The following is a 12,168-nucleotide window of genomic DNA, read 5'->3' on the forward strand; positions in this document are numbered from 1 at the left end:
AACTGTTAGGGTTAACCTTTGCGGCCCGCAAGATTACGGATCTCGCGAGAGCCGATTGCGGTGAAATTGCGATGAAGGAGCTGCCAGGAAAAGGATCAGGCCGATCGCGACGACACGACGGTGAGCTGGTCGTCAGGCATACGACGGCCATGCGAGGCGTTGAGCAATTGGCGGATTCGCACCGCCGGAACGGGCCGGCTGAACAGGTAACCCTGCCCTTCGGTCACGGTGCCGTCGGCGCTGATCCGCTCAAGCTGCTCGTTGGTTTCGATACCTTCGACCACGACGGCCATGCCGAGGTCGGCGGACAGCCGCGCGACGCCGCGCAGCAGCGTCAGCGGCCGGTCGGCATCGATGCCTTCGAGGAAAGAGCGGTCGATCTTCACTTTCTGCATCGGGAAATTGTGCAGGTAGCTGAGGCTGGAATAGCCGGTACCGAAATCGTCGAGCGAGATGCGTACGCCGAGCGCGCGCAATTGCGACAGGATGTCGTGGGTGAGCTGGGTATTGCGCAGCAGCGAGGACTCGGTGATCTCGATCTCCAGTCGATGCGCCGGCAGGCCCGACACTTCGAGCGCGTAGCGGATTTCGCTCAGGACATCGCGCTGGTGGAATTGTTGCGGCGAGAAGTTGACGGCGACGCTGACACCATCCGGCCACTTCATGCATTCCATGCAGGCGCGACGCAGGATCCAGCGGCCCAGATCGACGATCAGGCCCATGTCCTCGGCGACCGGGATGATATCGATCGGCGAAACCGTGCCGCGCACGGGATGATTCCAGCGCAGCAGCGCCTCGCAGGTGGTGATCTTGCCGGACTTCAGATTGACCAGCGGCTGAAAGAACAGTTCGAATTCCTCATTGGCGAGCGCCTTGCGCAGGTCGAGTTCGAGGATGCGGCGCGCTTCCACGGTCGCCGCCATCTCGTCGCGGAAGAAACAGAAGGTGCCGCGGCCATCGGCCTTGGCGCGGTACAGCGCCATGTCGGCGTTCTTGAGCAGCGTATCGGCGCTGGTGCCGTCCGGCGAGGTCAGTGCGATGCCGACGCTGGCGCCGATCTCGACCAGATGATTGTCGATGCGATAGCGCTCGCTCAACCGCTCGACGATGCGGCGGGCGAGCGCTGCGGCGTCTTCGGGCGCATTGAGGTTCTGCTGGAACACGACGAACTCGTCGCCGCCGAACCGGGCGACGAAATCCTCCGGGCGCAGCATCTCGCGCAGGCGGTTGGCGACCGCGCACAGAAGCTGATCGCCGCAGGGATGGCCCAGCGTATCGTTGACCTGCTTGAACTGGTCGAGGTCGATGAACAGCAGTGCGGAGAGTTGCTTAGCGTCGTGGGAGACAGCCAGCAGGTGCTCGATTTCGTCGCGGAAATTGACCCTGTTCGGCAGCGCCGTGAGGTCGTCGTATCTCGCAAGATGGCTGATCTTGGCTTCGGCGTTGCGACGCTCCGTAATATCCTCGAGCAGCACCACCGCCCCTCCGTCCGCCATCGGCTGAACGGTCCAGGACAGCGACCGGTTTCGCTCCATGTTCGTATCGGCGGTGATGATCTCCTTCTCCCGCGAACTCTCGATGCCAGCGATGATCTGCTCGCCGCTCGCAGCCGAGACGGATCCTGCCTGGACACACGCCGCGATGATATCGCGCGCGCTGGCGCCGCTCCGCGGCAGATTGTCGGGCAGGCTCATCATCGCCGCGAAACGGTGATTCATCACCGCAAGCTGCCCATCGAGGTGGAACATGCAAAGCCCGTGCGGCATGTTGTTCAGGGCGGTATCGAACTGGCCCGCGAGCGCCGCTTCGCGTTCACGCGCCACCACCGCTCCCATGAATATCCGGTGCAGGTTGACCGAGAGCTGCATGATCGCCAGCAGGAAGGCAGCGCTCACAACCGCCATCGCGACGTAGTAGGGCGTGCCGCGCCACGCCAATGCCAAGACCGCCGGGGCGAAAATGAGCAGGGCCTGAAGATGGAAGATTGATGGTCGTCCGTACGCCCTTCCCGCCCCTCCTGCGGCAATGCCTGTGGTGACCGACAGAGCAATCATGTGCGCGACCGCGTCATCGGTGGCGAGCAGGACCGTGCCGCACCAGGTGCCGATCGCAGCGGCCTGAATCTTCGCACCGATCTGGTACCGCGTCTGCCAGCGTTTGGCCGCCTCGGCGGTCACGCTCGACTTGCGCGCCTGATAGCGACGCAAATCGATCGCACGCACCGTCCCGGCCAAGACGAGAAGCGCCACGCACGCCCAAATGAGGGGTTCGCCCGTCTTCAGGGCAGTCAGTGCAGCTCCGATCGACACGAAGATGAGACCGGCAAGCAGCGGTCCCGGCGCTTCAAAGAGCGAATCGATCTGCGCTGCCGGGTTGACCGGCGGCGGCTGTCCCTGCTCTGCGCTGTGGCTTGCGAACTGCATCTTGGTTTGTACGCGCGTCCTGTTTGGCGCGTAGTTTTACCCAACCGAGATGAAGCCTTTCTGAGGGAACATCGTTAAAGTCGGGTTGTTTTTCGGCAATAGCGAACCGATTTTCGCTGAAATATCAAGCAACTAGGCAAGTCTTGCCGGGCACAAGGTGAAGGAAGTCCTGCCTTGAGAAGCAAACGCGAAAAAATCGGCGCGCTTTTTCGAAAACATCGCACGTCTGAACGCACGATGTTTCAGCTGCGATCTTGTCAGCCCGACGTCGAGGACAATAGCGGCGACCATGCCGGGTCGGAGGCGAAGCCCGGCGTCGGCACCTTCAGCTCGTTGCGGCCGGAGATGTCGACGGAATACAGCGACGGTCCCCCATTGCCACCGGGATCGCGGAAGAACATCAGGACGCGGCCGTTCGGCGAGAAGGTCGGACCCTCATTGTGGAAGCCGGAGGTAAGCAGCCGCTCGCCGCTGCCGTCCGGCTTCATGACGCCGATCGAGAACTGGCCGCCGCCCTGCCTCGTGAAGGCGATGTAATCGCCCTTCGGCGACCACACCGGCGTCGAATAGCTGGCGTTGGTGTCGTCCTTGGAGAAGGAGATGCGCTGCGCCTGGCCGCCGCCAGCCGCCATCACGTAGATCTGCGACCTGCCGCCACGATCGGACTCGAAGCAGATGCGGGTGCCGTCCGGCGAGTAAGATGGAGACGTGTCGATCGCCGGCGTGTCGGTGAGGCGCGTGGTCGAGCGCGAGCGCAGATCCATCACGAACAGGTTGGAATTGCCGCCCTGCTGCAGGCTCATGATGACGCGCTGGCCGTCCGGCGAGAAGCGCGGCGCAAAGGTCATGCCGGGGAAGTTGCCGACGATCTCGCGCTGGCCGGTCTCGATGTTGAAGAGATAGACCTTCGGATCGCCCTGGCCGAACTCCATGTAGGTGATCTCTTGCGAGTTCGGCGAGAAGCGCGGCGTCAGAACGAGGTCGGAGCCGCGGGTCAGATAGCGCACATTGGCACCATCCTGATCCATCATCGCGAGCCGCTTGACGCGGCGCTCCTTCGGCCCGCTTTCATCCACGAACACCACGCGGCTGTCGAAATAGCCTTTCTCGCCGGTCATGCGCTCGTAGATCTGGTCGGAGATGATGTGGGCGATGCGGCGCCAATATTCCGGCGAGGTGAAATATTGCTGTCCCGTGAGCTGCTGGCCGGTGACCACGTCCCACAGGCGGAATTCGGCCTTGAGCCTGCCATCCGGCTGCCGCGTCATCCGGCCGGTGACGAGAGCCTGCGCGTTGATGGTCTTCCAGTTCTGGAATTGCGGCGCGACGTCGATGTTGCTGATGCGCTCGATGAAGGCGGCCTGGTCGATCGGCGCGAACAGGCCCGAGCGCTTCAGGTTGTTGGTGATGACTTGTGTGACGCCGCTGCCGACATCGCCGTCGGAGGGCGAGCCCGGCACGAAACTGGAGATCGCGATCGGGATCGGCTGGAATTCGGTTGGATTGATTTGAAGCCGCCCTTGCTGGGCCTGGGCGAAGGCGCGTCCACCCCCAAGCGCGGCGAGCCCCGCGCCTGTCAGGGTCATGAAGCGGCGGCGATTCATCGATCGGATGTCATTCATCGCAAATTTCTTTGGTTCGGATATCACAACATATCCTTCAGGCCGAAGCGCATCGGAATGGTTTTCCAGGTGTCATACTGTTGCTTTGGCAGGAACGAATAGACCTGACATTGCACGATGGCTCGCTTGCCACTCTCCGCCACAGCCTGAGCAATCGACCGCGACGGTCCTCTTGCCGCAACGACAACCGGCTCGGATGCCAGCGTTCCATCGATCTTCATGTAGATATCGATGTCGACTTCGTATTGATCAGCGTCCTGCCCGTTATAGGTTGGCGTAAAACAGCGCCTGACCGCCGACATGAACGCGCCTTGCCAGGTCGCGACGTTGTTGGCGGCCGTTCCGCTCGTCGATCCCAGCGAGGCCGACGCGTTCAGCGCCGAGCCGGCGAGCTCGTGCCGGGTCGCTGCGCGCTTGTCGAGGTCGCGCTGGATCTGTGCGGGGTCAAAGGTGCGCTCCTTCGGCTTGGGCTGATGCTGAGGCTGCACAGCCGCGACCTTCTGCTCCACGGGCTTGGGCGGCGGCTTCTTGGTCTCCAGCTTCTTCTGGAGCTCGGCGATAGGATCTTCCTTGGCCGGATCAGGCTTCTTTTCCTGCGGCTTCGGCTCTTCCTTTGGCTTGGCCTCGGCAACCGGCTTCTGCGGCTCGGGCTTCTTCTCGACCGGCTTCTCAACGGGCTTCGGCGGCGGCTCCGGCTGCGAATTGGTCTTGATCAGCTCTTTCTTCTCGGTGACCTTGCCGACGGCGTCTTCCTCGGGCTTCGCTTCCGCGATCTTCTCGACCTTGGGCTTCGGCTCCTTCTTGTCGCCGGTCTTCTGCCCCGACATCATTTGCGCGAGCTGATCGGTGGAGATGATGTCGACCGGAAGCGACTCCTCCGGCGCGATGAAGGCCTTGCTGCTAAAGGTGACCAGCCCCCATCCAAGCACGAGGACATGGAGGGCAATCGACGCAACGAGTGTCTTGTCGACCTTCACCTTCACGGCTTACCCCTGATCCGCTTCCGTGACGAGGGCGAGCTTCTTGAATCCGGCACCCGACAGCAGGCCCATGACCTTGGCCACCGTGCCGTAATCCGCCTTCTTGTCGGCACGCAAATAGATGCGTTCCTCGAGCCCGCCCCGCGCATCCGTGATCGCCTTCAGCTTGGGTATCAGTTCGTTGATCGCGATCTCGGCATCGTTGATGAACACCTTGCCCTTGATGTCGACCGACATCTGGATCGGCTTCTGGTCGTTGTTTTCGAGGCTCTTGGCCTGGGTCTGAGGCAGGTCGAGCGGCACGCCGACCGTCAGCATCGGCGCCGACACCATGAAGATGATGAGCAGCACCAGCATCACGTCGACCATCGGCGTGACGTTGATTTCGGCCACCACGGGCTTGCGCCGGCCGCGGCGCCCGCCGCCTCCGGATGAGCTCGCAACGTTCATCGCCATGATCGAGTGCCCAACTTGCCCTTCACAGTAGAGCCAATTCCGTTCCGATGAAATCGGAACGGGGCTCTAGATTCTTGTCCTGACGCGTTTTCTTTACGCGAACCGGTATCCACTTCGCTCGAAAACGCTCCATACATGCCGTCCATCAGCCCCGCTCGTCGATCTGACGCGACAGAATGGCTGAAAATTCATCGGCGAAGCCCTCCAGCCGCTGGGCCTGACGGTTCACCTCGGACGTGAACTTATTGTAGAAAATAGTGGCAGGAATGGCGGCGATAAGGCCGACCGCGGTCGCAAACAGCGCCTCCGCGATACCGGGGGCAACCACCGCCAGAGAGGTATTTTTCGACGCCGCGATCGACTGGAAGCTCGACATGATGCCCCAGACCGTGCCGAACAGGCCGACGAAGGGGCCGGCAGAGCCGACGGTCGCCAGCACCAGCAGGCGCCGTTCCAGGCGCTCGACCTCGCGCGCGATCGAGACGTTCATCACCTTGTCGATGCGCATCTGCAGGCCCGCGACCGAGCGCGCATGGCTTTCGAAAGAACGCTTCCATTCGCGCATCGCCGCCACGAAGCAGGCCGCCATCGAATGCGTCGGCTTGGCTGAAAGCGTGCGATAGAGTTCCTCGATCGACTCGCCGGACCAGAACGCCTGCTCGAACCGGTCCATCGAGCGCCGGGTGCGCGCGTAAAGAAAGATCTTGTCGATCGCGATCGCCCAGACCCAGACCGAGCAGGACAGAAGTCCCAGCATCACCGCCTTCACGATCCAGTGAGCCTGCCAGAACAGCGCAATCAGCGACACGTCGGCGGAGGCAGCAACCGGAAGGGCTGACTGAGCCACGTCGGCCGGATTCATAAGCAGTATCCTCTCAAGGCGATCGTTACCCAATGTCCTTCGGCCAGCAAATCGCTGCCGGTGTTCCCCAGCAGCCGCGCTAGAACCGGCGCGGCCGGCAAGCCCGCTCAAAGCCTTGTCTTTCTGGGGTGCAGGGCTGCTCCAAAGCCGGCCGCCTGCATTCCCCGCCAAGATGTCAAAACTATGGGCCTCGACACGGCTTTCGGGCGCGACTTGTTCGTTCTTACCAGAGCCCGGCGTTGGTTAATGCGGGGTTACCGGCGACGAATTTGGCTTCCGGAAAGGCAGGCGGGACATTTACTTGGTCCGCTCCCCCCTTGGGCGGCGGCATCTAGCCGCGGAAGTCGAGCCCAAGCCCGCGTTCCCGGAACCGGTTTCGAGTTCCGCGTGATCAACGCTGGGCGCGGGCCCAGAGACCGCCTCCTCGTGCAGCGAAACCTTCCAAACCGCTGGACGAGCAAACCCTCAGGCCGCGCTCGTCGCTGCACGGCTGCGCCCGTTCTCAATTTCGCGCTGTATTGCCTCGACGAACGTGGCGAGCCGCGGTCCGTAGTTCGCCGATGCCACGTCGCGCGCAGCGACGAAAAGACAATCAAGGGGTCGCTTGCCGACGAGTTCCCGCATCTGGCCGAAGACCTGATCGCTGCCGGCCCCGCCAAGCGTACAGAAGAACGCCACGGCAGGGAGGCTCGACCTGTTTGCGAGCAAGTAGGCACGGACGGGCGAAGATAGCGACCAGGCCCAGACCGGTGTTCCGATCACAACGACATCGTAGAGAGATGGATCTCTGACGGTGGCGGCGATGCACGATGGGATCTGCCGTCGCGCTTCCATGACCGAGCGCAGATAGCCGAATATCCCATTGCGGCTACCAGCCTCGGTGATTTCTTCGCTGTCGCAGGACAACGCATCCGACAGCGATTGAGCAACTTTGCGCGTCGCGCCGGTCCGGGAATAATAGACTACGAGAATTCTTGCGTTGGCCATCGTCATGCTCCTCGCCTCCGCCTGACGAACTACATCGCGCCCGCGATGCGCTTGGCTTGATTCACGTCAAAAGGCGCGGAGATACGTCGATGATGCGTGCCGGGCTTGAAACATCTTGCCGTGCGGCCTGACGTGCGAGAGCCGCGCGCCCCGAAAACGTGGCGGCAGCAGGTCGGCGACGGCGGGATGCGCATCGAAGAATTCCGTGAGAGGAGAGGGCCCGGCGCTTCGCACCGACCTGCGAGCGGCAGAGGTAAGCACGGCAAAAGCCAAACCGCCCGCCTGCGGGTCGCGCAGGCGGGCGGCTCGGGGCCATCAGGACTTTGGGGGCATGCGCCTGAAGGCTTTGAGAGGCGTCAGCCCTGCTGCTGGTCGGTCGGCGGCGGGGTTGGACGCGTCTTGTGCTGCGCCATGAACTGGTCGAACTCTTCCTTGTCCTTGGCGTGACGCAGACGGGTCAGGAAATCCTTGAACTCGCGCTGCTCTTCCTCGAGGCGCTGGAGCGTCTCGGCGCGATATTCGTCGAAGGCGCGGTTGCCGGAGGACGGCGGGCCGAAGCCAAAGCCGAAGCCACGGCGCTCCATGCGGTCGCGCATGCGATCCATCCTGTACTGCATCCGCTCCATCTTGTTCTGCCAGCGATCCTGGTGGCTCCAGCACGACATTCTTCTGCTCCCGAGTGTGAAAAAGAGAAGGGCAAGTCCGATCGGCCACCAGATGATGAAGCCGAGAATGGTCACGGCGATCCAGCCGGGATGCCAGGGCGTATCGAGCATGCGGGGGCGCTCGTACTGTTGGTATCGGTCCGAAGGGCCGCGCCATCGATTGACATCAGCGGTGTAGGCCATTTCCCATCTCCATCACGGCACCTGCGCCGTTGTGAATGTAAATAACATTTACATAGCTAGACCATCCCGCGATTTTGTCAAGCCGGCCGCCTGACAGGCCCGCGGAATTATTTGCGCAACTTTATTTCGGCTTGCCCCAGGGGCCGCCCGGCGGCACGCCCGAACCGGAGGGAGCCTCCGGCGGCACCGGCGGCGGCTCGGCACTCTTGCCGGCCGGACGGCGGTCGATGGGGAAGCCGAGCCCGCGCAGATAGATCAGCACCTCGGCCTCTAGCAGATCGTCCGGCGACATCGGCAATTTGCGACGGGCGGCATCGCCGCGGGAGAACAGCGAGGCGACGCCGTGCGACATCGACCAGATGTGCAACGCCATCATCATCGCCGGCGGACGGGGTGTGCCGGGCGGCGTCAGCGCGGCGAGGCGCTCGGCCGCGGCACGGATGACGCCGAATGCGCGCTCTCCCGCTGCCATCAAGGCAGGATTGGCATCGACCGGCAGGCCCGATTCGAACATTGCGTTGTAGAAGGCCGGCTCCTCGCGGGCGAAGGCGAGATAGGCCCTGCCGACGCGCTCGAACGCGGTGACCGTATCGGGGCGCCCGTCGTCCCAGGCCGCGGCCAGGCGCGCCTCGAACTGCTCGAAACCGCGCTGGGCGATCGAGGACAAGAGCTCGTCGCGGTCGCGGAAATGCCGATAGGGCGCCGCCGCGCTGACACCGGCCATGCGCGCGGCATCGGCGAAGGTGAAGCCGGCCGCCCCCTTCTCGGCGATCAGCCCGAGAGCGGCCTGCAACAAGGCTTCCTTCAGATTGCCGTGGTGATAGCCGCGCTCGGCGCGGCGCTGCTCCTTGCGCCAGCTCATGTGAACGACCTTTACATGAGCCGGGCGTGAAGGTCACTAGCGGGAATCGCGCGTGATTAACCCCGCATTCTCCGCAGTCATTCCGGGGCGGCTCAAAGAGCCGAACCCGGAATCTCGAGATTCTCAGGTGCGAATTGCGCACCATAGTTCGATGCTCCGCATCGCCCGGAATGACGGTCCACTGGAGGCTACATCTGCGGAATGGGCAGAATGGGCATCACTTCGATCGCCTCGCCCGGAAAGATCGCAAAATGCGGATGGTTCTCGAACAGTTTGGCAGCTTCCTCCTGCGAGGCGGCATGCACCACCGTGAAGCCGGTCAGCGCATTGCTGACCTCGGTGATGCCATTCGCGTCGATCCTGCGGGTCTTGCCGAGCGGGCCGCCGATCTCGACGATGACGGACTTGTGCTTCTCGACCCAGCCGTGCCAGGCAGCCATGCCCTCCTGCTCCCTGGCCTTCCGTTCGGCCTCCGGCAGGGCGCGCCAGGCCGCCATCTTCGTACCGGACGTGCTGCCGAGATAGACGGCGAGAAATTTGTGTTCGGCGCTCATGGATATCTCCTCTGCTTGATTGATCGGAAAATCGGATAGCGGCTGTCTCGTCTACCTCTTCAGGTCTCCGAACTCGGCCACCACTTCCTGCACTTCGGGCGAGTAGTCGGTGATCTCCTGCACCTGCCGGACCTCGATGATTTCGTTCGGCGAGGCCGGGCACTTCTTCGCCCAGGCGATCGCCTCCGCGCGCGAGGCGACCTCGATCATCCAATAGCCGCCCAGCACTTCCTTGGCCTCGGCAAAAGGGCCGTCGGTGACGATGGGTTCGCCGGTCGCGAACGAGACGCGCGCCCCCATTGAGGGCGGATGCAGGCCGTCGAGCGTGATCAGTACGCCGGCATCCTTCAGCGCCTCGTTGTAACGCATCATCGCCGCGACACGTTCGGGATCGAGTTGAACGTTCGGTGGTGCGGCCTCGTATCCGAGCGGGATCATCAGCATCATGAATCGCATGGGACTTCCTCGTCACTCGCTGTCATTCCGGGGCGCGATAAAGTCGCGAACCCGAATCCATTCATCCATTATTCCCTCGCCGCGTACGCGCGGATGCGCTCTTCCTGCTCGCGCAGCTCGGGGGTGAAGGCTTCGCCGAAATCCTCGGCCGAAAAAACCTGGCGGATCTCGATCTCCGAGCCTGGCTCGAACGGCGCACGCTTCATCCAGGCAATGGCCTCGTCCAGCGAGGCAGCCTTGATCAGCCAGAAGCCCGAGATCAGGTCGGGCGAAAGAGTGAATGGACCGCGGGTGACGCCCGCCTCGGACGCCGAATATCTGACCCGCGCGCCCTTCACGGTCGGATGCAGGCCCTCGCCGGCTTCGATGACGCCGGCCTTGGCCATTTCCTCGTTGAACTTGCCCATCGCCGCCAGCATCTCCGTGGTCGGCATCTTGCCGGCCTCGGTGTCCTGGTTTGCCTTGACGATCACCATGAAACGCATCGACCTGCTCCGTGATATGTCTTGCGGACTGAAACAGCCGGCCCGCGTTCCCCTCTAAGACGAACGACCTTCTGCCGAGCCGACAGCGGGGCGGAAACTTTCTTAGAGGCCGTGCCAGAGCGACTGCGGCAGGCGCATTCGGGGCCGAATCGGCTCGACAGGCATGGCGCGGGGCCTTTCATGCCGGAACCGAAGCGAAGTAAAAGGGGCCGGCGTTCGCGCGCCCCTCCCGGACACAGGACAGATCAGCCGATGCCGCAAACCCCGCAAAAAGTCGCCCTCGTCACCGGAGCCGCGCGCGGCATCGGGCTTGCGACCGCGAAAAAATTCCTGGCCGAGGGCTGGCGTGTGGCGCTGCTCGACATCGAGGGCGAGTTGCTCGGGCGAACGGTCGCCGAAATCGGCCTAGGCGAGGCGACGCTGGCGCTGACCTGCGACGTATCGGACGCGTCCGCAGTCACCGCCGCAATGACGACGATCGAGCGGCGGTTCGGCCGGCTGGATGCGCTGGTCAACAATGCCGGCATCGCGGTGTTCGCGCCGCTGATGGAGACGTCCGAGGCTGACTGGCGTCGCGTGCTCGAGGTCAACCTCACCGGACCGTTTCTCTGCACCAAGGCGGCAGTGCCCTTGATGCGCGACGGCAATGGCGGCGCCATCGTCAACATCACCTCGATCTCGGCGGTGCGCGCCTCGACGCTGCGCTCGGCGTACGGCACCAGCAAGGCGGGCCTTGCGCACCTCACCAAGCAGCTCGCGGTCGAGCTCGCCTCCCTCAACATCCGTGTCAATGCGGTCGCGCCGGGACCGGTCGACACCGCGATGGCGAAGCAGGTGCACACCAGGGAGATCCGCGCAGACTATCATGACGCCATTCCGCTCAACCGCTACGGCCTGGAAGAGGAACTCGCGGAAGCGATTTATTTCCTGTGCTCGGCAAGCGCGAGCTACATCACCGGTCAAATTTTGGCCGTTGATGGCGGCTTCGATGCGGCCGGTATCGGTCTGCCGACGCTGCGCGGGCAAAGGCGCAACGGGTAGAACCTGTACGGTGGGTTAGAGCTGCGGGCCGCGTGAAGCGCGGGCCGCCGGGCGTAACCCACCTCTTGTCACGCGGCGCCAAGGATGGTGGGCTACGCCAGCCCACCTGACAAAATCGAGCTCGTGGAGACTTCATGCGACGCATCTCATTGCTCAAAGCCTTGATGCTTGCATCCGCGCTGCTCGCCGTCAGGCCCGCCGCGGCCGAAATCCGCATCATCCAGTCTCCAGGCGGACAGGTCGGGCCGTTCCTCGATCTGTTCGAGAAAGTGCGCGAGAGCGGCGAGCGCGTCGTGATCGATGGTCCCTGCCTGTCCGCCTGCACGCTGGTGCTGAGCATCGTCCCGGGCGAGCGCATCTGCGTCACCAAGCGCGCCGTGCTCGGCTTCCACGCCGCGCGTTCGGTGGACCGGCGCGGGCGCTTCTATGCCGAGCCGGAGGCATCGGTCGCGGTGCTTGCCGCCTATCCCGGCCCGGTGCGCGACTGGATCAGCCGCCGGGGCGGCCTTACCTCGCGGTTGCTGCTGCTGAAGGGACGTGATCTCGCCGCGATCTATCCGCGATGTCGCTGATGAAGCTGGCAGCTGCCACG

The 12,168-nt window shown here is 63.5% G+C and carries 13 protein-coding genes; 2 read left to right on the forward strand and 11 right to left on the reverse strand.

Translation table 11 applies throughout. From position 1 onward, the window contains the following. Positions 1-95: 95 nt before the first annotated feature. The 11 genes from XH87_RS18740 to XH87_RS18790 all read right to left on the reverse strand — a co-directional run bounded on the left by XH87_RS18740 (position 96) and on the right by XH87_RS18790 (position 10,535). Complete coding sequence (locus XH87_RS18740) at positions 96-2,423, reverse strand: putative bifunctional diguanylate cyclase/phosphodiesterase (RefSeq protein WP_035704644.1); 2,328 nt, start codon at positions 2,421-2,423, stop codon at positions 96-98. 257 nt (positions 2,424-2,680) lie between these two features. Then, positions 2,681-4,027 (reverse strand): Tol-Pal system beta propeller repeat protein TolB, encoded by a 1,347-nt coding sequence (tolB, locus tag XH87_RS18745; protein WP_271588699.1) that lies wholly within the window; start codon positions 4,025-4,027, stop codon positions 2,681-2,683. A 41-nt stretch (positions 4,028-4,068) separates the two neighbouring features. Next, the gene (locus XH87_RS18750) at positions 4,069-5,028 is read right to left on the reverse strand and encodes a protein TolA (protein WP_271588402.1); all 960 of its coding nucleotides are present in this window, start codon (positions 5,026-5,028) and stop codon (positions 4,069-4,071) included. Between the two features lie 3 nt (positions 5,029-5,031). Beyond that, on the reverse strand, positions 5,032-5,481 hold the full coding sequence (tolR, locus tag XH87_RS18755) for a protein TolR (RefSeq protein ID WP_028152217.1): 450 nt from the start codon (positions 5,479-5,481) through the stop codon (positions 5,032-5,034). A 145-nt stretch (positions 5,482-5,626) separates the two neighbouring features. Then, positions 5,627-6,343 (reverse strand): protein TolQ, encoded by a 717-nt coding sequence (gene tolQ / locus XH87_RS18760; RefSeq protein ID WP_028180156.1) that lies wholly within the window; start codon positions 6,341-6,343, stop codon positions 5,627-5,629. Positions 6,344-6,808: 465 nt separating this feature from the next. Beyond that, a complete protein-coding gene (locus tag XH87_RS18765; protein ID WP_271588403.1) occupies positions 6,809-7,336 on the reverse strand; it encodes a flavodoxin family protein in 528 nt (175 codons plus the stop codon). A gap of 350 nt (positions 7,337-7,686) precedes the next feature. Next, a complete protein-coding gene (locus tag XH87_RS18770) occupies positions 7,687-8,178 on the reverse strand; it encodes a DUF2852 domain-containing protein (protein ID WP_271588404.1) in 492 nt (163 codons plus the stop codon). Positions 8,179-8,299: 121 nt separating this feature from the next. Further along, positions 8,300-9,040, reverse strand: coding sequence for a TetR/AcrR family transcriptional regulator (locus XH87_RS18775; RefSeq protein WP_271588405.1), 741 nt, complete (start codon positions 9,038-9,040; stop codon positions 8,300-8,302). 188 nt (positions 9,041-9,228) lie between these two features. Further along, complete coding sequence (locus XH87_RS18780; RefSeq protein ID WP_035704636.1) at positions 9,229-9,594, reverse strand: YciI family protein; 366 nt, start codon at positions 9,592-9,594, stop codon at positions 9,229-9,231. A gap of 51 nt (positions 9,595-9,645) precedes the next feature. After that, the gene (locus XH87_RS18785; RefSeq protein ID WP_271588406.1) at positions 9,646-10,050 is read right to left on the reverse strand and encodes a YciI family protein; all 405 of its coding nucleotides are present in this window, start codon (positions 10,048-10,050) and stop codon (positions 9,646-9,648) included. Positions 10,051-10,118: 68 nt separating this feature from the next. Further along, positions 10,119-10,535 (reverse strand): YciI family protein, encoded by a 417-nt coding sequence (locus tag XH87_RS18790; RefSeq protein ID WP_271588407.1) that lies wholly within the window; start codon positions 10,533-10,535, stop codon positions 10,119-10,121. A 252-nt stretch (positions 10,536-10,787) separates the two neighbouring features. Here XH87_RS18790 and XH87_RS18795 point away from each other — a divergent pair, with 252 nt between their 5' ends. Together XH87_RS18795 and XH87_RS18800 are read left to right on the forward strand one after the other, a co-directional pair. Continuing rightward, entirely contained in the window at positions 10,788-11,576 is a 789-nt protein-coding gene (locus tag XH87_RS18795; RefSeq protein WP_035704631.1) for an SDR family NAD(P)-dependent oxidoreductase, read from the forward strand. 134 nt (positions 11,577-11,710) lie between these two features. Then, positions 11,711-12,148, forward strand: a complete 438-nt coding sequence (locus tag XH87_RS18800) for a hypothetical protein (protein WP_035704630.1) — start codon at positions 11,711-11,713, stop codon at positions 12,146-12,148. The last annotated feature ends 20 nt before the right edge of the window (positions 12,149-12,168 follow it).

It is taken from the genome of Bradyrhizobium sp. CCBAU 53415 (assembly GCF_028128735.1).
GTDB lineage: Bacteria > Pseudomonadota > Alphaproteobacteria > Rhizobiales > Xanthobacteraceae > Bradyrhizobium.

What these genes read in the sequence shown, in the direction of transcription:
- XH87_RS18740 (WP_035704644.1), bottom strand. Translation starts at nt 2,423, where the DNA reads ATGCAGTTCGCAAGCCACAGCGCAGAGCAGGGACAGCCGCCGCCGGTC.
- tolB (WP_271588699.1), bottom strand. Translation starts at nt 4,027, where the DNA reads ATGAATCGCCGCCGCTTCATGACCCTGACAGGCGCGGGGCTCGCCGCG.
- tolR (WP_028152217.1), bottom strand. Translation starts at nt 5,481, where the DNA reads ATGGCGATGAACGTTGCGAGCTCATCCGGAGGCGGCGGGCGCCGCGGC.
- tolQ (WP_028180156.1), bottom strand. Translation starts at nt 6,343, where the DNA reads ATGAATCCGGCCGACGTGGCTCAGTCAGCCCTTCCGGTTGCTGCCTCC.
- XH87_RS18765 (WP_271588403.1), bottom strand. Translation starts at nt 7,336, where the DNA reads ATGACGATGGCCAACGCAAGAATTCTCGTAGTCTATTATTCCCGGACC.
- XH87_RS18770 (WP_271588404.1), bottom strand. Translation starts at nt 8,178, where the DNA reads ATGGCCTACACCGCTGATGTCAATCGATGGCGCGGCCCTTCGGACCGA.
- XH87_RS18775 (WP_271588405.1), bottom strand. Translation starts at nt 9,040, where the DNA reads ATGAGCTGGCGCAAGGAGCAGCGCCGCGCCGAGCGCGGCTATCACCAC.
- XH87_RS18780 (WP_035704636.1), bottom strand. Translation starts at nt 9,594, where the DNA reads ATGAGCGCCGAACACAAATTTCTCGCCGTCTATCTCGGCAGCACGTCC.
- XH87_RS18785 (WP_271588406.1), bottom strand. Translation starts at nt 10,050, where the DNA reads ATGCGATTCATGATGCTGATGATCCCGCTCGGATACGAGGCCGCACCA.
- XH87_RS18790 (WP_271588407.1), bottom strand. Translation starts at nt 10,535, where the DNA reads ATGCGTTTCATGGTGATCGTCAAGGCAAACCAGGACACCGAGGCCGGC.
- XH87_RS18795 (WP_035704631.1), top strand. Translation starts at nt 10,788, where the DNA reads ATGCCGCAAACCCCGCAAAAAGTCGCCCTCGTCACCGGAGCCGCGCGC.
- XH87_RS18800 (WP_035704630.1), top strand. Translation starts at nt 11,711, where the DNA reads ATGCGACGCATCTCATTGCTCAAAGCCTTGATGCTTGCATCCGCGCTG.